Source organism: Tropicimonas sediminicola, assembly GCF_900188335.1.
Taxonomy (GTDB): Bacteria; Pseudomonadota; Alphaproteobacteria; order Rhodobacterales; family Rhodobacteraceae; genus Tropicimonas; species Tropicimonas sediminicola.
In genome coordinates, this window is the sequence record NZ_FZOY01000007.1 from 210,759 (window position 1) to 230,187 (window position 19,429).

A 19,429-nucleotide genomic window follows, 5' to 3' on the forward strand; every position below is an offset into this window, starting at 1 on the left:
AAGATGAACATGATCACCAACCACCTGCCCACCGCCGAGCTTCAGGCCATCGACGCCGCCCACCACATGCATCCGTTCACCGACGGCGCCGAACTCGCGGCCAAGGGCGCGCGGATCATCACCCGCGCCAAGGGCGTGACGCTCACTGACAGCGAGGGCGAGGAGATCCTCGACGGGATGGCGGGCCTGTGGTGCGTGAATGTCGGCTACGGGCGCGAGGAACTGGCCGATGTCGCGGCGCGCCAGATGCGCGAACTGCCCTATTACAACACCTTCTTCCAGACCTCGCACGTGCCGGCCATCGCGCTGGCCCAGAAGATCGCCGAGCTGGCGCCGGGCGACCTGAACCACGTGTTCTTCGCCTCCGGCGGGTCGGATGCGAACGACACGAACCTGCGCCTCGTCCGGCATTACTGGGCCGCGAAGGGCAAGCCCTCCAAGACCGTCGTGATCAGCCGGACGAACGCCTATCACGGCTCCACCATGGCCGGCGCGAGCCTTGGCGGCATGGGCGGGATGCATGCGCAGGGCGGCCTGCCGATCCCGGGCATCGTGCACATCAACCAGCCGCACTGGTATGCCGAAGGCGGCGAGATGTCGCCCGAGGAATTCGGCCTGGCCCGGGCCCGCGAACTCGAAGCCAAGATCGCCGAAGTGGGCGAGGACAATGTCGCCGCCTTCATCGCCGAGCCGATCCAGGGCGCGGGCGGCGTGATCATTCCGCCCGAAACCTACTGGCCCGAGATCCAGCGCATCTGCGACGCCCACGAGATCCTGCTGATCGCCGACGAGGTGATCTGCGGCTTCGGCCGGACCGGCAACTGGTTCGGCAGCCAGACCCTCGGGATCCGCCCCGACATCATGACCGTCGCCAAGGGCCTGTCCTCCGGCTACGTGCCGATCGGCGCCTCGATCGTCTGCGACGAGGTCGCCGAGACGGTCGCCAAGGCCGGCGATTTCAACCACGGCTACACCTACTCGGGCCATCCGGTTTCCTGCGCCGTGGCGCTGGAGAACCTGCGTATCATCGAGGAGGAGAAGCTGATCGAGAACGTGGCCACCGGCACCGGCCCCTACCTGAAGGAAAAGTGGGAGCAGCTGGCCGATCACCCGCTGGTCGGCGAGGCGCACACCCGCGGCTTCATGGGCACCCTGGCGCTCACCCCCGACAAGGCCCGCCGCGCGCAGTTCGAGGCGTCCGAAGGCACGGTCGGCCTGATCTGCCGCGGCCATTGCTTCCAGGGCAATCTCGTGATGCGCCACGTCGGCGACCGGATGATCATCGCCCCGCCGCTGATCTTCCAGAAATCCGACGTCGACCTGCTGATCGAACGCGCGGTCAAGGCGCTCGACCTGACGCTGGCAGAGATCAAGGACAAGGGTCTCTACAAGTAACCGGACCGGGCGAGCGGCACAGCGATGCAAGACCAGAGCAACGCCCGAATGCGCGCACCGGCGCGCCCTGCCCTCGCCCGGACTTCGAATTGCGGAAAGTCGGCCCCGGCCGGCTCACCCCCGCTCCAGCACCTCCACGCTCAGCACCGTCGGCAGGTGCTGGGCCACCGGCGCCCAGCTCTCGCCCTCGTCGGTGCTGGCAAAGACGCTGCCGCTATTGGTGCCGAAATAGACCCCGGCCGGTTCCTGCGCATCCGTCGCCATCGCCTGCCGGAGCACCGTGAAGAAGCAGTCCTTCTCCGGCAGGCCCGACTGCTTCCGCTCCCAGCTCTCCCCGCCATCGCGCGAGCGCCAGACCGCGGCCGACGCGCCCGGCGGATAACGCCCGATGCTGTCACCGTTGAGCGGCAGCACCCAGATCGTCTGCGGGTCGCGCGGGTGCACGGCGATCGGGAAGCCGAAGGTCGAGGGCAGCCCCTCGGTCCGATCGTCCCAGCTGCGCCCGCCATCGGTGCTGCGGAACACGCCGTGGTGGTTCTGCTGGTACATCAGGTCGCCCGCGCCGCGCGCCCGCACCATGTTGTGCACGCAGAAGCCGATGCTTCCCGCCTCCGCCAGCGGATCGTGGGAATGGCCGGGATGCGCCTCGTGGGCCTCCGCGGCCTCGGCATTGGACAGCCGGTTGCGCCGCTCCCAGCTCTTGCCGCCGTCCTCGGTGGCAAAGATGCCGGCCGCCGAGATCCCGACCCAGAGCTTCTCCGGCCGGTCCGGGTCCGGCACGATGGTGTGCAGCACCAGCCCCGCCCCGCCGGGCATCCAGCTGTCACGGGACGGATGCTCCGTCAGCGCGGGCACCGGCTCCCAGGTCACCCCGCCGTCGCCGCTGGCATAGAGCGAGGCAGGCTTCGCACCGGCATAGACCCTGCCGTTCGAAACCCCGAGCGACCAGAGCTTTTCCACCGCCCCGCTGAACGGGGCAGGCGCCTCGCGTTCCATGCCGAACAGCTTCGCCTCCTCGGGATTCTCGTCGATGAAGGCGTTGCGCTGTCCGTTGGCGAGGAGGCTCAACTCCCAGGTCTCGCCATGGTCGGCCGACCGCCAGACGCCCGCGCCCTCCCATTCGCCGCCCCCGGCCGCCCAGATCGTACCGCTCGCGGGGTCGCCGATCATGTGGTTGACGGGCCAGCCATCGCACAGCGGGCCCCGGACGGACCATGCGGTCCGGCCCTCGTTTCCTTCAATGAGAAAGACCCCCTTGGTGGTCCCCACAAGCAACGTCACCGGCATCGCGCAGCCTCCTGTTCACGCCCGCCCAAGGTAGCACAGCCTCACCCCTCTCCCTAGCGCCGACACCACCCCGCCGGCCCTTCCTCCAGCCTCCGAGTCCACCGCCATGGCACATTCCCTCGACCTCCTGACCGCCAACGACAAACCCGGCGAATACCCCGGCTCCTACTACGCTCAGGCCACGACCCCGCTGCCGCCCTTCCCGGCCGCGAAAGGGGCGCTGCGCTGCGATGTCTGTGTCATCGGCGCGGGCTTCACCGGCCTCTCCGCTGCCCTCCACCTCGCCCGTCGCGGCTACGACGTGATCGTGCTCGAGGCCCAAAGGGTCGGCTTCGGCGCCTCCGGTCGCAACGGCGGACAGGTGGGCATGGGGCAACGGCTGGATCAGGACGATCTGGAGACGCTGGTCGGAAAGGACGATGCGAGGAAGCTTTGGGACATCGCCGCGCAATCGGTGGATCTGGTCCGCGATCTCGCCAGCAATCCGGCTGTCGAAGCCACGTTCCATCCCGGCGTGCTGCACCCGAACCATCGCCCCCGCTACGACAGCCACAGCCGCGCCTATGCCGAGAAACTCAACAACGAATACGGCTACGACCAGATCCGCTTTGTGCCGCCTGAGGAAATGCGCCACCTGATCGGCTCGACGGCCTATTCCGGCGGCACGCTCGACATGGGCTCGGGCCATATCGATCCGCTTCAACTGGCGCTCGGCCTCGCTCGTATGGCCCGAGACGCCGGCGCCCGCATCTTCGAGCGCAGCCGCGTCACCGGCCTCGCCGAGGACGGCCCGGCCACCATCGAGACCGAGACCGCGCAGGTCACCGCCGAGCATGTCGTGCTGGCCTGCAACGGCTACCTGGGCAAGCTCGACAAGCGGGTCGCGACCCGCGTCATGCCGATCAACAACTTCATCGTGGCGACCGAACCGATGGACGACGCGGCCCGCGAAGCGCTGATCCGCGAGAACTACGCGGTCGCCGACAGCAAGTTCGTGGTCAACTACTACCGCTTCTCGGACGACAACCGCCTGCTGTTCGGCGGCGGCGAGACCTATGGCTACCGCTTCCCCTCCGACATCCGCGCGCTGGTCCGCAAGCCGATGTTGGAGATCTATCCGCAACTGAAGGATGTGCGGCTCGACCACGCCTGGGGCGGCACCCTGGCAATCACCATGAACCGGATGCCGCATTTCGCGCGGCTCGGGGACAACGGGCTGAGCCTGTCTGGCTATTCCGGCCACGGGTTGGCGATGGCGACGCTCGCCGGACAGATCGCCGCCGAGACCATCGCCGGCCAGGCCGAGCGCTTCGACGTGATGGCCCGCGTGCCGAGCCCGCGCTTCCCCGGCGGCAGCGCCCTGCGCTCCCCGTTGCTGGTGCTCGCGATGCTCTGGTTCTCTTTGCGCGACAGGCTCTGAGCGCAACCGCCAGCTTCTTCTGTCCACAATTGTCCCCGCCGGTGGCACGCCGCGAAGCGGCGCCCCCGGCGGGGCCTTGGTCAGAGACCGGCGTAGATCTCCGCGACGCGCGCCACCGCGGTCTCGGGCGCGAGTTCCTCGCTCTCGCCGGTGCGGCGGCTGGTGAGCTCCACCACGCCGTTCTTCAGGCCGCGCGGCCCGACGGTGATCCGCCAGGGCAGGCCAATCAGGTCCATGGTCGCGAACTTGGCGCCGGCGCGTTCCTCGCGGTCGTCGTAGAGCGGCTCCAGCCCCCTGGCCTTCAGCGCCTTGTACAGGTCCTCGCAGGCCGCGTCGGCCTCCGCGTCCCCCTGCTTCAGGTTGACGATGCCGCAGTGGAACGGCGTCACGCCCTCGGGCCAGATGATGCCGTTCTCGTCGTGGTTGGCCTCGATCAGCGCGCCCAGCAGGCGGCTCACGCCGATGCCGTGGCTGCCCATGTGCACGGGCACCCGCTCGCCGCTCTGCGTCACGACCGTCGCGCCCATCGGCTCGGAATACTTGGTGCCGAAATAGAAGATCTGGCCGACCTCGATGCCGCGCGCGGAGCGGCGGCGCTCCTCGGGGATCTCGTTGAAGACCGCCTCGTCGTGGGTCTCGTCGGTGCGGGCGTAGAGCGAGGTGAACTCCTCCATCACCGCGCGGCATTCCGCGTGGCTGTCGTAGTCGATCTCGCGCTCGCCGAGCCGGATGTCGGTCACCTTGCTGTCGTAGAACACCTCGGACTCCCCGGTTTCGGCAAGCACGAGGAATTCATGGGTGTCGTCGCCGCCGATCGGGCCGCTGTCGGCCCGCATCGGGATCGCCTGCAGGCCCATCCGTTCGTAGGTGCGCAGGTAGCTCACGAGATGCCGGTTGTAGGCGTGCAGCGCGTCTTCCTTGGTCAGGTCGAAGTTGTAGCCGTCCTTCATCAGGAACTCGCGGCCGCGCATCACGCCGAAGCGCGGGCGGATCTCGTCGCGGAATTTCCACTGGATGTGGTAGAGCGTCAGCGGCAAGTCCTTGTAGCTCGTCACATGGGCGCGGAAGATGTCGGTGATCATCTCCTCGTTGGTCGGCCCATAGAGCATGTCCCGGCCATGACGGTCGGTGATGCGCAGCATCTCCTCGCCGTAATCGTCGTAGCGCCCGGATTCGCGCCACAGGTCCGCCGATTGCAGCGTCGGCATCAGCAGCGGAATATGGCCCGCGCGCTGCTGCTCCTCGTGCACGATCTGCTCGATCCGGCGCAGCACGCGGTAGCCGAGCGGCAGCCACGAATAGATGCCGGCGGATTGCTGGCGGATCATCCCGGCCCGCAGCATCAGCCGGTGGCTGGCGATCTGGGCGTCCGCGGGGGTCTCCTTGAGGACGGGAAGGAAGTAACGGCTCAGGCGCATTGGTCGATTCCCAAATTCACGTTCCGCTCTCCGTTACGCAAAGGGCGGGGGGTTTTCCACCCCCCGCACCCCCCGGAGGGTATTTTCCGGCAGGAGATGAGGGCACGCACCCCCACCTCACATGCGGTCCGCTTGCAGAATCCCGTGTCTTGCGCGAAACCCGCGAACGAAAGGAGCAACCATGGCCCTGACCCAACGATCTCAGGTCAAGATCTGGAGCATTGTCGCGGTGGTGTTCCTCGCGCTGATGTGGCTGCTTGGCGACGTGATCCTGCCCTTCGTTCTGGGCGCGGCGATCGCCTATCTGCTCGACCCGCTGGCCGACTGGCTGGAGGCGCGCGGCCTGTCGCGGGCCACCTCGGTGTCGATCATCACGCTCGTTTCGGTGATGATCTTCGTCCTGTCGATCCTGCTCGTGATCCCGACGCTGGCACAGCAGACGACGCGCCTGTTCGCCACGGTGCCAACGCTGTTCCAGGACCTGCAGAGCTTCCTGACCGAGCGGTTCCCGACGCTCGCGGAATCCGATTCCACGATCCGGCAATCGCTCTCCTCGCTCGGGAACGTGATCTCCTCCAAGGGGGCGGCCTTTCTCGAAGGGGTCATGGGCTCGGTAAGCAGCCTTTTCAGCGTCGTGATGCTGCTGGTCGTGGTGCCGGTCGTTGCCTTCTACCTGCTGCTCGACTGGGACAATATGGTGGCCCGTGTGGACGAGCTTCTGCCGCGCGACCACGCGCCGGTCATTCGCAGGCTCGCCGGCGAGATCGACCGCACCCTGGCCGGGTTCATCCGCGGGCAGGGCACCGTCTGCCTGCTGCTCGGGATCTACTATTGCATCGGGCTGGTGCTGGTGGGGCTGGATTTCGGGATCGTCGTCGGAGCGCTCGCCGGGCTCCTGACCTTCATTCCCTATATCGGGGCGCTGGTCGGCGGGGCGCTGGCCATCGGGCTGGCGCTGTTCCAGTTCTGGGGGGAGTGGACGATGATCGCCATCGTCGCGGCGATCTTCTTTTCCGGCCAGTTCCTGGAGGGCAACGTGCTGACCCCCAAGCTGGTGGGTAGCTCGGTCGGTCTGCACCCGGTCTGGCTGCTGCTTGCGCTGTCGGTCTTCGGTTCGCTCTTCGGCTTCGTGGGGATGCTGGTCGCCGTGCCCGTGGCCGCAGCCATCGGCGTGATCGTGCGCTTCGCCATCGAGCAGTACAAGCATGGCCGGCTCTACCAGGGCGTGGCCGGCCGCCAGCCCGACACCGTCGATCCAGAAGACCAGTGATGAGCCGACAGCTGACCTTCGATCTGCCGGTTCGGATGGCGAGCGGGCGCGAGGACTTCTTCGTGACCGAAGCGAATGCCATGGCCGTGGCCGAGATCGACCGCTGGCAGCACTGGCCCGCCGGCAAGCTCGCGCTGATCGGCGACGAGGGCGCCGGAAAGACCCACCTCGTGCATGTCTGGGCCGAGGCGAGCGGCGCACGGATCCTCTCGGCACAGGACCTGCTGCAGCGTGATCCCGCGCCCGGGCATCTCGCCATCGAGGACGTGCCCGCCATCGCCGGCGACAGGGACGCCGAGACCGCGCTGTTTCACTGGCACAACCTCGTGCTGGCCGAGGGCGGGCGCTTGCTGCTGACCGGCACGACACCCCCAGCGCTGTGGCAGATCGCGCTGCCCGACCTCGCCAGCCGGATGCGGGGCACGCCGAGCGTGCGGCTCGAGGAGCCCGACGACATGCTGCTTCAGGCGGTGCTGCTGAAGCTTTTTGCCGACCGGCAGATCACGCCGCAGCCGAGCCTGCTGCCCTGGCTCCTGCGCCGGATGGACCGCTCATTCGCCGCGGTCGGGCGCGTGGTGGCGGCGCTGGACGCCGAGGCGCTGCGGACCGGGCGGGCGGTCGGGCCGAAACTGGCGGCAGATGTCTTGGAGCGGTTTGACGATCCGGCTACATAGGGTCGACACGGCACCGATTGCGAGGTGACCGTTCACGCGGATACCCAGCAGGACCCCATGACCCAGGCCGATTTTCTGAACGCTCCCTTTCCCGAACCCGTCGAGATTCCCGCCGCCCATGTCACTGGGCCCAAACGTTTCTTCAACCGCGAGCTCTCCTGGGTCGCGTTCAACTGGCGGGTGCTCGAGGAGGCGACCAATCCGAAGGTGCCGCTGCTCGAACGCGTGCGCTTCGTCTCGATCTCTGCCACCAACCTGGACGAGTTCTACACCGTCCGCGTCGCCGGCCTTCGCGAGCTTGCGCGCGAGGGGCACACCATTCCCGCCGCCGACGGGCTGACCCCGGCGGAGCAGTTGAGCGAGATCAACGAGACGGCCCGGAAGCTGCTGCAGGAGCAGCAGGCGACCTGGAACAAGCTCAAGCGGGAGCTGGAAGCCGAAGGCATCCGGATCCTGACGCTGTCCAAGCTGACACGCGACGACAAGGCCTTCTTGCAGGATTACTTCCTGTCTCAGGTGTTCCCGGTGCTGTCGCCGCTGGCGATCGACCCGGCGCACCCGTTCCCCTTCATCCCCAACACCGGCTTCTGCCTCGCGCTGCAACTGATCCGCGAATCCGACGGCGTGTCCCGCCAGGCGCTGCTGCCGATCCCGGCGCAGATCGACCGTTTCGTGCGCCTGTCGAGCGACCCGTCGGAGCATCGCGTGCTGCCGCTGGAGGACCTGCTGATTCTGCATCTCGGCTCGCTCTTTCCCGGCTATCGGCTGGAGGGGCATTGCGCCTTCCGGGTGCTGCGCGACAGCGACCTCGAGGTCGAGGAAGAGGCCGAGGATCTCGTGCGCGAATTCGAGGTGGCCCTGAAGCGCCGCCGGCGCGGCGAGGTGATCCGCATGAAGCTGACCGCCGGCGCTCCGGAACGGCTGCGGGCGACGATCATGGAAGAGCTGGCCATCGGCGAGGAAGAGGTCGTCGAGGTCAAGGGCCTGCTCGGCCTCGCCGACCTCAAGGAACTGGTGATCGACAGCCGCCCCGATCTTCTCTGGCCGAGCTACACGCCGCGCGTCCCGGAGAGGGTTCAGGACCACGAAGGCGACATGTTCGCGGCGATCAAGCAGAAGGACATGCTGCTGCATCACCCTTACGAGACCTTCGACATGGTGGTGCGCTTCCTGGCCCAGGCGGCGAACGATCCCAACGTGCTCGCGATCAAGCAGACGCTCTATCGCACGTCGAAGGATTCCCCCATCGTCGCCGCGCTCTGCGAGGCGGCCGAGGACGGCAAGTCGGTGACGGCGCTGGTGGAGCTCAAGGCGCGGTTCGACGAGGCGGCCAACATCCGCCAGTCGCGCAAGCTGGAGCGGTCCGGGGCGCATGTCGTCTACGGGTTCACCAACTACAAGACCCACGCCAAGATCAGCACCGTGGTCCGCCGCGAGGGCGACCGGTTGGTGACCTACACCCATTACGGCACCGGCAACTACCACCCGATCACCGCCAAGATCTACACCGACCTCAGCTTCTTCACCTGCGACGACGCGCTCGGCCGCGACGCGACCAAGGTCTTCAACTACCTCTCTGGCTACGCGCAGCCGGAAGTGCTGGAGAACCTCGCGATCTCGCCGCATTCGCTGAAGCCGCGCCTGCTCGAGATGATCTCCCGCGAGGCCGATTTCGCCCGCGCCGGCAAGCCCGCCGAGATCTGGGCCAAGATGAACTCCCTGATCGAGCCCGAGGTGATCGACGCGCTCTATGCCGCCAGCCAGGCCGGGGTGAAGATCAACCTCGTGATCCGCGGGATCTGCGGCCTGCGTCCCGGCATCAAGGGGCTCAGCGAGAACATTCGCGTCAAGTCGATCGTCGGCCGGTTCCTGGAGCACTCGCGGATCGTCTGCTTCGGCAACGGCGCGGGGCTTCCGAACAAGCGCGCGCGGGTCTTCATCTCCTCCGCCGACTGGATGGGACGGAATCTCAACCGCCGGGTTGAGACGCTGGTCGAGACCACCAATGTCACCGTCAAGGCACAGATCGTGAGCCAGATCATGGCCGCAAACATGGCCGATGAAGCGCAGAGCTGGGTGCTGAACCCCGATGGCACCTTCACCCGCCACCCGATCGGCGAGGGCGACACCGGCTTCAGCTGTCACAAGTTCTTCCTCGAGAATCCGTCGCTCTCCGGCCGGGGTTCGGCGGGGGCAGCGGACGTGCCGGAACTTACGCACAGCAAGGATTGACCTCGACGTCACGCCCTGCGCAATGTCGGGCTGCACGAAAACGGAGACCGACATGGACGATGGGATACCAGAACCGCATGGCGACTGGGGCCCCTTCGGCAGACCGATCTTCACCGATCCGGCAGCGCGCGCGCTTTCCCGGGTCGGTGTGCTCGATGTCGGTTCGAACTCCATCCGCATGGTCGTCTTCGACGGCGCGGCCCGCAGCCCCGCCTATTTCTACAATGAGAAGGTCATGGCCGGCCTTGGCGCGGGCCTGGACCGGACAGGCACGCTCAATCCCGAAGGCCGCGACCGTGCACTCTCCGCGATCAAGCGCTTCTCGACGCTGGCCGACGGCATGGGCATCGCCCCGCTGACCGCCGTCGCCACGGCGGCCGTCCGCGTCGCCAGCGACGGCGACGAGTTCCGCGCGCTGGTCGAGAGGGAGACCGGCCAGACGATCCACGTGATCGACGGCGAGGAGGAGGCGCGGCTGTCGGCGCAGGGCGTCCTGCTCGGCTGGCCGGATGCCGCGGGGCTGGTCTGCGACATCGGCGGCTCCTCGATGGAGCTGGCCCGGATCGAAGGCGGGCGCGTCTGGGAACGCGCCACCTCTCCGCTGGGTCCGCTCCGGCTGTCCACCATGGGTGGCGGCAAGAAGGCCCGCAACAAGGAAATCAAGACGGTCATGGCCGGGCTCGCCGAACGGATCGAGCGGCATGAGCGGCTCTATCTCGTCGGCGGCTCCTGGCGGGCGATCGCGCGGCTGGACATGGTGCGCAAGGACTACCCGCTCTCCGTGCTCCACGACTATCGCATGACGCCGAAATCGATCCGCGAAACGCTCGACTGGATCGACGGGCAGGATCTCGAGGTTCTGCGGCAGCAGGCCAGGCTCTCCTCGGCGCGGATCTCGCTGGTGCCGATGGCGGGCGAGGTTCTGCGGCGGCTGATGTCCACATTCGGTATCCGGGAGGTGGTGACCTCCGGCTACGGCATCCGCGAGGGTCTGCTCTATGAGCAGATGCCGCACCGGATCCGTTCCCGCGACCCGCTGATCGAGGCCGCCCGCTATTCGGAGGCCATGTCCGCGCGCCTGCCGGGCTTCGGCCATGTGCTCCACCACTTCATAAAGCCGCTGTTTCCGCGCCCGCGGGCCGACAAGCGGTGGATCGAGGCGGCCTGCCTGCTGCACGACGTCAACTGGCGGGCGCATCCCGACTACCGCGCCGAGGTCTGTTTCGACAGCGCCACGCGCGGCAATCTCGGCGGGGTGGATCACGAAGGGCGGGTATTCCTCGGCCTCGCGCTGGCGCACCGCTATCGCAACGCCCGGCCGGGAAGCCAGTTCACGCCGCTCCTCGACATGCTCGACGAGCGCCTGGTGAAGGAAGCGGAGGTACTGGGCAAGGCGATGCGCTTCGGCGCGATGTTCTCCTTTGCCAATCCCGACGGCATGGGCGTCTTCCGCTACAGGCCCAAGAAGATGACGCTCGAACTGTGCCTGCCGCCCGCCTCGGCGTCGCTCTTCGGCGAGGTGGCCGTGGCCCGCTTCGCATCGCTGGCGCGGGCCCTGGGAGTGGAGACCAGCGTGACGCTCACCAAGGCGCGAGCCGCCGTTAAGCCGGATTAGCCAAACAACCCGAGCGAGGTCGTCAGATCAGATGTCGACTTCGCCGTCTTCCGCCGGGGGCACCTCCTGCGGCGTCTTGCGGCGCAGGATGATGTCGCCGTTCGGCATCTTTTCGGGCGGATGGTACATGTCCAGGTCGCCGATCAGGTCCGAGAACTCATCCAGCATCGGCATGAAATCCTCGGCGAAGGCCCGCAGCTTGGGCTCCATCTCGGTCGCCAGGTCCTCCATCAGCGGCTCGATCTCATCGGTCAGGCCGCGCAGCAGAAGCTTGGCGCCCTCCTCGATCAGGCTGAACCCCTCCTCGACCTCGCCATCGGCGGCTGGCGCGTCCTGCGCAGCCGCGCCGAACGGCGCGAGCGCGAGAGAGAGCACGAGGGCGAGGCGGTTTACACGGGTCATGCGGTGACTATAGCGACCCGCCCCCAATCGCGGAAGCGCGCAGGTCGAGGTCGAGCGTCACAGGGAAGTGATCGGAGGCATCGAGCAACGCATCGCGCAGCTCCGGCACCTGAAAGATCCGCGGATCGTCGAACGGATGCCAGATCCGCCAGTCCGGCGCGTACTCGCGCAGCGGCTGCGAGATCATCACGTAGTCCAGCAGCGCCGAGAAATACCGCTTCTCCACGTCATTGAAGAACCGCGCCGTGGAGGGCCGCGCCGCGGTCGGGCGGAGGAGGGCCGGATTCGCATGCGGGTCGTAGAGCTGCTCCGGCGTCGGGCGTTCCAGCCCCTGCACGATGTCCACCCCGGAGCGGCCGAACAGCTCCTCGTATTCGTCGAGCCCCGGACCGTCGTTGAAATCCCCCAGCACGATCAGCGGATCGCCGGCGGCGATGATTTCATCCACCCGCTGCCGCAGCCAGATGCATTGCGCGAGCTGCTTGCGACGGTTGGCGATGGCGCGGCGCATGATCTCGGCGCTGCCCCGCGCGCCGTGCGGGGCCTTGGACTTCACGTGCACGCCGATCATCCGGAAGGCAAAGCCCTCGGTCGTCCGCAGCGCCAGCTCCAGCGGCGGCTTGGAAAACTGCACCACGTCCAGCGTCGCGTCGATATCGAGATCGATCTGGAAGGAGCCGTCGAAGCGCGGCGCGTCCCCCGCGCCCTTCTTGCCGGCAAACTCTCCCAGCGGTGCATGCTCCGCCGTCAGCACGTCCGGATCGAAGAGCAGCGCGATCTCCTGCTCGGTATGGTTCTGGAAGCCGATCACCGCCCGCCGCTGGCGCAGCTCGAACACCTCCGCGAACCTCTCCAGCGCCCGGACCGTGCTGCGGCGGCGATTGGTGTCCGGCGCCTCGACGATCAGCACGGCATCGGCATCGAGCGCCGCGAACACGATGCCGAGCGCCTCGAGCTGTCCTGCGCGGGTGACGTTGTAGCGGGCCGACCATTCTTCGTCCGCCAGCGGTTCACCGTCGTCGTCGAACAGCGCGTTCATCCATTCGACGTTGTAGGTCGCGATGCGCATCCGTCTCTCCATCCGGCCCGGCGCGCGAATCACACCGTTCTGCCGGTCGCGTCCCGCGCCTTCCCGGCCCCTTGGGGCGGACGCTGCCGCGAAACCGCCCTCGCATCAATCACAAAGACCTTCGGCGCTACCACGACAGATCCATGCCCGCCCGCCGCGACTCGGGCGACTTGAAGCGCTAACGGTCTGACGGGGTTGCGAAAACCGCGGAACAGACAATGACTTCGGTCATTGTTGGCGCAACGGCTCGCCCCTACCGTTCCGACACCATGATCGAATATCGCATCCATGGCCGCGGGGGACAGGGCAGCGTGGCAGCCGCCTATCTGCTTGCTTCGGCGGCTTTTGAGGCTGGGCACACCTGTCAGGCGTTCCCGTCCTTCGGCGCGGAGCGACGCGGTGCCCCCGTCACCGCCTTCGTCCGCATAGACAATCAACCGATCCACCTGCGCAGCCAGGTCCGCACGCCGGACTTCCTGATCGTGCAGGACGACACGCTGCTGCTCGACAGGGGGATCACCGACGGGCTGAAGCCGGGAGGCGCGATGATCGTGAACTCCCGCCGCTCGGACGAGGATGTGGCGGAGGCGTTCTCCTGCAGAACGAAGTGCATCCCGGCGACCGAGCTGGCCCTCGACTACATCGGCCGGCCGATCCCCAACACCGCCCTGCTCGCCGCCTTCCTCACCATGACCGGACACCTGCCGGTCGACGCCCTGGCGGCCGCGCTGAAGGGCCGGTTCAAGGGCGCGGTCCTGGAAAAGAACCTCGCGCTGGTCGACGCCGTGGCGGGCATGGTTCCCGCCGGCGCCTGGAAGGAGAGCGAAGATGCGTGAAGCCCTCGAAGGCAGCCAGGCCATCGCCCGCGCGGTGGCGCTCTGCGAGCCCGACGTCGTCGCCGCCTACCCGATCACCCCGCAGACCCATATCGTCGAGAACCTCTCCAAGCTGGTCGCAGACGGCGAGCTGCACACCGAATTCGTGAGCGTGGAGAGCGAGTTCTCCGCAGCCTCCGTGGTGCTGGGCGCCGCCGCCTCCGGTGCGCGCGCCTATACCGCCTCGTCTTCCCAGGGCGTGCTGCTGATGGCCGAGGTGCTGTTCAACATCGCCGGGATGCGCATCCCGCTGGTGATGACGGTTGCGAACCGCGCCGTCTCTGCGCCGCTCAACATCTGGAACGACCATGCCGACAGCATGGCGGTGCGCGACAGCGGCTGGATCCAGCTCCATTGCGAGAACAACCAGGAAGCGGTGGACACCACGATCCAGGCCTTCCGGATCAGCCAGGAAACCGACCTGCCGGTGATGGTCTGCATGGACGGTTTCGTGCTGACCCACACGATGGAGGTGATCGACATCCCCACCATCGCGCAGGTCCGAAAGTGGCTGCCGCCCTTCGAGTTCAAGCGCGCGCTCGATCCGAGCGACCCGAAGTCGCTGGGCGCGCTGGTCGGGCCGGACTTCTTCCCCGAAGTGCGCCATTCGCACCACGCCGCCGTGACCAAGGCCCTGCCCGTGATCGAAAAGACCGACCGCTCCTGGGCGCGTGCCTTCAAGCGCGGCTGCGGCGGGCTGCTGACCACGGAAGGGCCGAAGGACGCGAAGATCGGCATCATCGCCATGGGCTCCACCGTCGGCACCCTGCGCTCCGGCCTCGCCAAGACCGAGGACGCCGGCGTCCGGCTCATCAAGCTGCGCGCGTTCCGGCCACTGCCGGAAGAGGCGCTGCGGGAGGCGACACGCGGCCTGGACCACCTGATCGTCATTGACCGGGCGATCTCTCCCGGCCTCGGCGGCATCCTCGGCACGGAGATCAAGGCGGTGCTCTACGGCACCCCGGACGCGCCGCGCATCCACAACCACGCCATCGGCCTCGGCGGGCGGGACATTCCCGAAACCATCGTGGGCGATCTGCTCTCGGCGATCGAGGACCCCGATGCCACGCCGTTCTCCGTCTTCGACGCCGATCTGACCATGCTGCCCCCGGAGGACAGATGATGAGCGACAACGACACCGATCAGAGGGCCGAGCGACTGGCCGAGCTTCGCGAGAAATTCGGGCGCCACCCCGTCGAGCCGAAGAAACCCTTCCACCAGGGCGCCTCGCTGCGCGACCGACAGCCCCGGTTCTGCGCCCTCGAGAGCGGCCACCGGGCCTGCCAGGGCTGCGGCGAAGCGCTGGCCGCGCGGCTGGTGATGGAATGCGCCGGTCCTGACGTGATGGTCGCCAATGCCACCGGCTGCCTCGAGGTCTTCACCACGCCCTGGCCGCAATCGGCCTGGCAGGTACCCTGGGTCCATTCCCTGTTCGAGAACTCCGCGGCGGTCGCCTCCGGCATGGAGGCGGCGATGAAGGCCAGGGGCAAGAATACCAAGATCCTCGCCTTCGGCGGCGACGGCGGCACCTACGACATCGGCTTCCAGGCGCTGTCGGGGATGCTGGAGCGGTATCACAACATCCTCTACGTCTGCTACGACAACGAGGCCTACATGAACACCGGCATCCAGCGGTCGTCCTCGACGCCCCACGCGGCCTCGACCACGACCTCGCCGGCCGGGCCCGAGCGAATGGGCAAGCGGCACCTCAAGAAGGACCTGCTCGGCATCATCGCCGCCCACCACATCCCCTATTCCGCCTCTGCCTCGGTCGCCTATCCGGCCGATCTGCAGCGCAAGGTGCGCTATGCGATGGGGATCAACGGGCCGACCTTCCTTGTGGTCCACTCGCCTTGCCCGCTCGGCTGGAAACACGACAGTCACCTGACCATCGAGGTCGCCCGGCGGGCGGTGGAATGCGGGCTGTTCCCGATCGTCGAGATGGAGCGGGGCGAGCTGGCAAACGTGATGCCGATCCGCGAGGTGCGGCCGGTGAAGGACTACCTCGCGCTTCAGGGCCGCTTCGGCCACCTGATGAAGCCCGACGACCCGCGCGCGGTTGAGGAACTCACCCACCTGCAGGCGCTGGCCGACTACAACATCACGTATTTCAACCTGCGCGGCGAAGGCGAGGATCCGGCCGACACGGTCGGCATCAGCCAGGTCGCACGCGACCGCGCAGCAGGGGAGGCCTGAGATGGTTGTCATCAACCGAGGCGCACATGCCGAACCCGGCACCTCGCTGGAATTCAAGACCGGCAACTGGCGGTCCAGCGAATGCCCCGTCCACGTCCATGCCAAGGCTCCCTGCCACGCCGCCTGCCCCGCGGGGGAGGACCAGCAGGCCTGGTTCGCCTGGCTGCAGGAAGGCCACGTCGAGGAGGCCTGGCGCGAGCTGGTCTCGAAGAACCCGCTGCCGTCGGTAACGGGCCGTGTCTGCCCCCACCCCTGCGAGACCGCCTGCAACCGCACCAGCATCGATTCCGCGCTGGCGATCCACAACGTCGAGCGCTGGCTGGGGGACGAGGCGGTGGCCAAGGGCTGGGCCTATCCGGTGGAGGCCCCGGCCGAGGACGCGCCCTGCGTCGCCATCGTGGGCGCCGGCCCCGGCGGGCTCTCGGCGGCCTATCACTGCCTGCGCAACGGGCTCCGGGCCGAGATCTTCGAGGCGCTGCCCGAGGCCGGCGGCCTGCTGCGCTCGGCGATCCCGCCCACCCGCCTGCCCCGACCGGCGCTCGACGCGGAGCTGAACCGCCTGCTGGCCCTTCCCGGCATCAAGCTCAACCTGCGTTGCAAGCTGGGTCGCGACGTCGGGCTCGACGAACTCAAGCACAGCCACGCCGCGGTGATCCTCGCGCCGGGCTGCGGCCTCAGCAAGGAGTGGAACATCGACGGCGCCGTGCCGACGGACCTGCACGAGGGGCTGCACCTGCTGCGCGAGTTCATGGACCACGGCGAGTTCCCGGAGGCCCGCCGCGTCGCCGTCCACGGCGGCGGCAACACCGCCATCGACCTCTGCCGGCTGATGAAACGTCACGGCGTGGAGCAGGTCACGCTGATCACCGCCTCCGCCCTGCCCGGGCCGGACACCGATCCGGAGGACCTCATCAACGTGGTCCCCCGAGAACTGGAGGAAGCGCTCGAGGAAGGTATCGAGATCATCGAGCACGCCACGGTCAAGCGTCTGATCATGAAGGGCAGCCGGATGACCGGCGTGGAGATTGTCGCCCTCAAGAAGCTGCTCGGCACCGACGGGCGGATGCACCGGGTACAGTTCGAGGGCACCGAGCGCGTGGTCTCGGTGGACATGGTGATCCCCTGCATCGGCGAACGCGTCGACCCTGAAGGCATGCACAACCTGATGAACCGCTGGCACTATCTCGACGCGCGCGACCGCTGGAGCCGCACGCCGCAGGAGAACGTCCACGCCATCGGCGACGCCCGCGGCGACCGTGGCACCGTGGCCGAGGCGATCGGGGATGGGCGGCTGGCGGTGGAGGCTGTCGCGGCGCGGCTGCAAGGCCGGGCCGACCCTGTCGAGGACACGCGCCCGGAGATGCCGGCAAGCGGCCTCAACCCGGTCTACTTCGGCCGCATCTCGCGCACCGCCGTGCCCAAGCTGCCGGTGGCGGAGCGGACGTTCGAAGCCGAGATCGAGGGCGACATCGGCCGTATGGCCGCCCTGCGCGAGGCCACGCGTTGCCTGAGCTGCGGCAATTGCCTGGCCTGCGACAATTGCTGGGTCATGTGCCCCGACAACGCGGTAATCAAGACGGCGGAGCTGGCCTCCGACGGGTCGCATTACGTGTTCGACCTGGATTTCTGCAAGGGCTGCGGCATCTGCGCCAAGGAATGCCCGACCGGCTTCATCCAGATGGCCGAGGACACCTGGCACGAAGGCGATTGAGCCTCGCGGGAGTGCGACAGGGGGCGTTCGGCGCAAGCCGCCGGGCGCCCCGTTCTAGTCCGGACGCTGCCGGGCCAGCACCAGCAGCCGCACGCCCAGCATGGCGGCAAAACTGATCGCCGCTGCCGGACCTTCGGGCGCGACCTCCAGCAGCAGCAGGTAGAGCGCGCCTCCGGCCAGCGAGATCGTGGCGTAGAGATCCTGCTTCAAGACCAGCGGGGTCACGTTGCACAACAGGTCGCGGATCATCCCGCCGACGGTTCCGGTGATGCAGCCGATGATCACCGCGATGATCGCCGAGGTGTCCGCCTGTTGCGCGACCCGAACCCCCATCAGCGTGAAGAGCGCGAGCCCCATCGCATCGAGCCGCATCAGCCACGCCAGCCGCCGGCCATTTCCCGCGGCCATCCGCGTGGCGACGAAATACCCGGCGATGGCGACCGGAACGGTGGTCACAATGAAGGTCAGGTCGTTGATCCAGAACACGGGCAGACGTCCCAGCAGCATGTCGCGCACCGTGCCGCCGCCAAGCGCCGCGGCGATGGCAAGCACCGTCGCGCCAAACAGGTCAAGCTCGTGGCGGACTGCCTGGATTGCGGCCGAGGCGGCCATGACGGCGGTGGCCAGGACCATCAGGCCGAGGCTGAGATATTCGAGCGTCACGAGGCCTCCCTCACGCGGAGATTTCTTCCCAGGCGCGGTTGATCGCGATCAGCCGCTGTTCGGCCAATCGCACGGCCTCCTCCGGCACGCCGCGCGCAATCATCCGGTCCGGGTGGCTTTCCCGCACCGCCCGGCTCCAGGCGCGGCGGATCTCGGCCATCGGCATGTCCGGCGTGACGCCGAGCACGTCATAGGGATCGGGCGCGGCATCGGGCACCGAGCGCGCTCGCAGGCTGCGGAACTCGCGCTCGCTCAGCCCGAAGATCGTCGCAACCTGGAACAGCACCTCGTTCTCGGCCTCGTGGTAGCTGCCATCCGCGGTGGCGATGTGAAACAGCCCTTCCATGAGGTCGTGCAGAACCTCGTGCCCGTCCTCGAAAAGCGAGGCGATCCGCCGGGCGTATACATCGTACCCGGCCACGTCCTGCCGGGCGAGATTGAAGACTCGGGCGGCGTTGGCCTCCTCGCTCTCGGGGATGATGAACACCTCGCGGAAGGCGCGCACCTCGTCGCGGGTCACCGTGCCGTCGGCCTTTGCCAGCTTGGCGCCGAGGGCAATCACCGCAATGGCGAAGGCGACGCTCCGCTCCGGCGGCGTGCGCAGCCGGTCGAAAACGTCGGACAGCGGCTCCCCGGTCGCCAGCGCAGACAGCGCGGCCGTTATGCGACTCCAGATCGACATGGGCGCACCCTATCCGGCCTGTTCGGGGTCCGACAGGAATTTCTGCATCAGCACAAGGTCGAGCCAGCGGCCGAATTTCCAACCGACCCGGGGCAGCCGGGCAACCTCCCGGAAGCCGATCGCGGCATGGAATGCGACGCCCGCGGGGTTCTCGGCGCTGACCCCTGCAAAGATGCTGTGCGCCCCGTTCGCGGCGGCATGGCTCTCCAACGCGGCCATCAGCGCACGCCCGGCGCCGTGACCGCGCCCGCCGGGGGCGAGGGCGATGCTGTGCTCCAGCGTGCGGGCATACCCAGGCCCGTTGCGGAACTGGAAGGAGGTCGCGTAACCGGTGATCCGCCCCTCGTGCTCCGACACCCAGACCGGTCGTCCACCGGCAATCAGTGTGGCGAATTCCTCTGCCGTCTTCTCCTCGGTCGAAAAGGAGATCGTCGTCTCGCGCACGATGGGGTTGATGATGTCCACGATGGCTTGCGCATCGGCCGGCACCGCCGCCCGCACGATCACCGGACACCCCACA

At 67.8% G+C, this 19,429-nt stretch carries 17 protein-coding genes; 10 read left to right on the forward strand and 7 right to left on the reverse strand.

The annotated features are described in order from the left end of the window. The first annotated feature begins 3 nt into the window (after positions 1-3). A complete protein-coding gene (locus CHB86_RS17685) occupies positions 4-1,395 on the forward strand; it encodes an aspartate aminotransferase family protein (RefSeq protein ID WP_089234411.1) in 1,392 nt (463 codons plus the stop codon). Positions 1,396-1,509: 114 nt separating this feature from the next. Here CHB86_RS17685 and CHB86_RS17690 read toward each other — a convergent pair whose 3' ends face one another. Then, positions 1,510-2,682, reverse strand: coding sequence for a WD40/YVTN/BNR-like repeat-containing protein (locus tag CHB86_RS17690; RefSeq protein WP_089234412.1), 1,173 nt, complete (start codon positions 2,680-2,682; stop codon positions 1,510-1,512). Between the two features lie 106 nt (positions 2,683-2,788). Here CHB86_RS17690 and CHB86_RS17695 point away from each other — a divergent pair, with 106 nt between their 5' ends. Continuing rightward, positions 2,789-4,102, forward strand: coding sequence for an NAD(P)/FAD-dependent oxidoreductase (locus tag CHB86_RS17695; RefSeq protein ID WP_089234413.1), 1,314 nt, complete (start codon positions 2,789-2,791; stop codon positions 4,100-4,102). A gap of 80 nt (positions 4,103-4,182) precedes the next feature. Here CHB86_RS17695 and proS read toward each other — a convergent pair whose 3' ends face one another. Continuing rightward, on the reverse strand, positions 4,183-5,520 hold the full coding sequence (proS, locus tag CHB86_RS17700) for a proline--tRNA ligase (RefSeq protein WP_089234414.1): 1,338 nt from the start codon (positions 5,518-5,520) through the stop codon (positions 4,183-4,185). A gap of 181 nt (positions 5,521-5,701) precedes the next feature. Between proS and CHB86_RS17705 the strand changes: the two genes are divergently transcribed. The 4 genes from CHB86_RS17705 to CHB86_RS17720 are packed head-to-tail and all read left to right on the forward strand — an operon-like array spanning position 5,702 to position 11,311. After that, positions 5,702-6,790: an AI-2E family transporter gene (locus CHB86_RS17705; protein ID WP_089234415.1), complete on the forward strand. Its 1,089-nt coding sequence runs from the start codon at positions 5,702-5,704 to the stop codon at positions 6,788-6,790. Further along, the gene (locus CHB86_RS17710; RefSeq protein ID WP_089234416.1) at positions 6,790-7,464 is read left to right on the forward strand and encodes a P-loop NTPase family protein; all 675 of its coding nucleotides are present in this window, start codon (positions 6,790-6,792) and stop codon (positions 7,462-7,464) included. The genes CHB86_RS17705 and CHB86_RS17710 overlap by 1 nt, the downstream gene beginning before the upstream one ends. 57 nt (positions 7,465-7,521) lie before the next feature. After that, entirely contained in the window at positions 7,522-9,696 is a 2,175-nt protein-coding gene (locus tag CHB86_RS17715; RefSeq protein WP_089234417.1) for an RNA degradosome polyphosphate kinase, read from the forward strand. A 52-nt stretch (positions 9,697-9,748) separates the two neighbouring features. Next, positions 9,749-11,311 (forward strand): Ppx/GppA family phosphatase, encoded by a 1,563-nt coding sequence (locus CHB86_RS17720; RefSeq protein ID WP_089234418.1) that lies wholly within the window; start codon positions 9,749-9,751, stop codon positions 11,309-11,311. 27 nt (positions 11,312-11,338) lie between these two features. Here the strand turns inward: CHB86_RS17720 and CHB86_RS17725 are convergent, their stop codons facing one another. Beyond that, positions 11,339-11,713: a hypothetical protein gene (locus CHB86_RS17725; RefSeq protein ID WP_089234419.1), complete on the reverse strand. Its 375-nt coding sequence runs from the start codon at positions 11,711-11,713 to the stop codon at positions 11,339-11,341. Between the two features lie 7 nt (positions 11,714-11,720). Beyond that, a complete protein-coding gene (locus CHB86_RS17730) occupies positions 11,721-12,782 on the reverse strand; it encodes an endonuclease/exonuclease/phosphatase family protein (protein ID WP_089234420.1) in 1,062 nt (353 codons plus the stop codon). Between the two features lie 218 nt (positions 12,783-13,000). Here CHB86_RS17730 and CHB86_RS17735 point away from each other — a divergent pair, with 218 nt between their 5' ends. Genes CHB86_RS17735 through CHB86_RS17750 form a run of 4 tightly spaced genes read left to right on the forward strand, consistent with a single transcriptional unit; the run spans position 13,001 to position 17,564 of the window. Next, positions 13,001-13,618 (forward strand): 2-oxoacid:acceptor oxidoreductase family protein, encoded by a 618-nt coding sequence (locus CHB86_RS17735; RefSeq protein ID WP_217898333.1) that lies wholly within the window; start codon positions 13,001-13,003, stop codon positions 13,616-13,618. Next, a complete protein-coding gene (gene porA / locus CHB86_RS17740; protein WP_089234421.1) occupies positions 13,611-14,780 on the forward strand; it encodes a pyruvate ferredoxin oxidoreductase in 1,170 nt (389 codons plus the stop codon). The genes CHB86_RS17735 and porA overlap by 8 nt, the downstream gene beginning before the upstream one ends. Then, on the forward strand, positions 14,780-15,853 hold the full coding sequence (locus tag CHB86_RS17745; RefSeq protein WP_089234422.1) for a thiamine pyrophosphate-dependent enzyme: 1,074 nt from the start codon (positions 14,780-14,782) through the stop codon (positions 15,851-15,853). The genes porA and CHB86_RS17745 overlap by 1 nt, the downstream gene beginning before the upstream one ends. A gap of 1 nt (position 15,854) precedes the next feature. Next, entirely contained in the window at positions 15,855-17,564 is a 1,710-nt protein-coding gene (locus CHB86_RS17750; RefSeq protein ID WP_089234423.1) for an FAD-dependent oxidoreductase, read from the forward strand. Positions 17,565-17,618: 54 nt separating this feature from the next. On the opposite strand, the gene CHB86_RS17755 is transcribed toward CHB86_RS17750, so the two are convergent. From CHB86_RS17755 to CHB86_RS17765, 3 genes are read right to left on the reverse strand one after another with little or no spacing between them, the layout of a single operon-like run. Then, entirely contained in the window at positions 17,619-18,227 is a 609-nt protein-coding gene (locus CHB86_RS17755) for a trimeric intracellular cation channel family protein (protein ID WP_245838119.1), read from the reverse strand. Positions 18,228-18,237: 10 nt separating this feature from the next. Further along, the gene (locus tag CHB86_RS17760) at positions 18,238-18,909 is read right to left on the reverse strand and encodes a TerB family tellurite resistance protein (RefSeq protein ID WP_089234424.1); all 672 of its coding nucleotides are present in this window, start codon (positions 18,907-18,909) and stop codon (positions 18,238-18,240) included. A 9-nt stretch (positions 18,910-18,918) separates the two neighbouring features. Continuing rightward, complete coding sequence (locus CHB86_RS17765; protein ID WP_176442926.1) at positions 18,919-19,413, reverse strand: GNAT family N-acetyltransferase; 495 nt, start codon at positions 19,411-19,413, stop codon at positions 18,919-18,921. Positions 19,414-19,429: the final 16 nt, after the last annotated feature.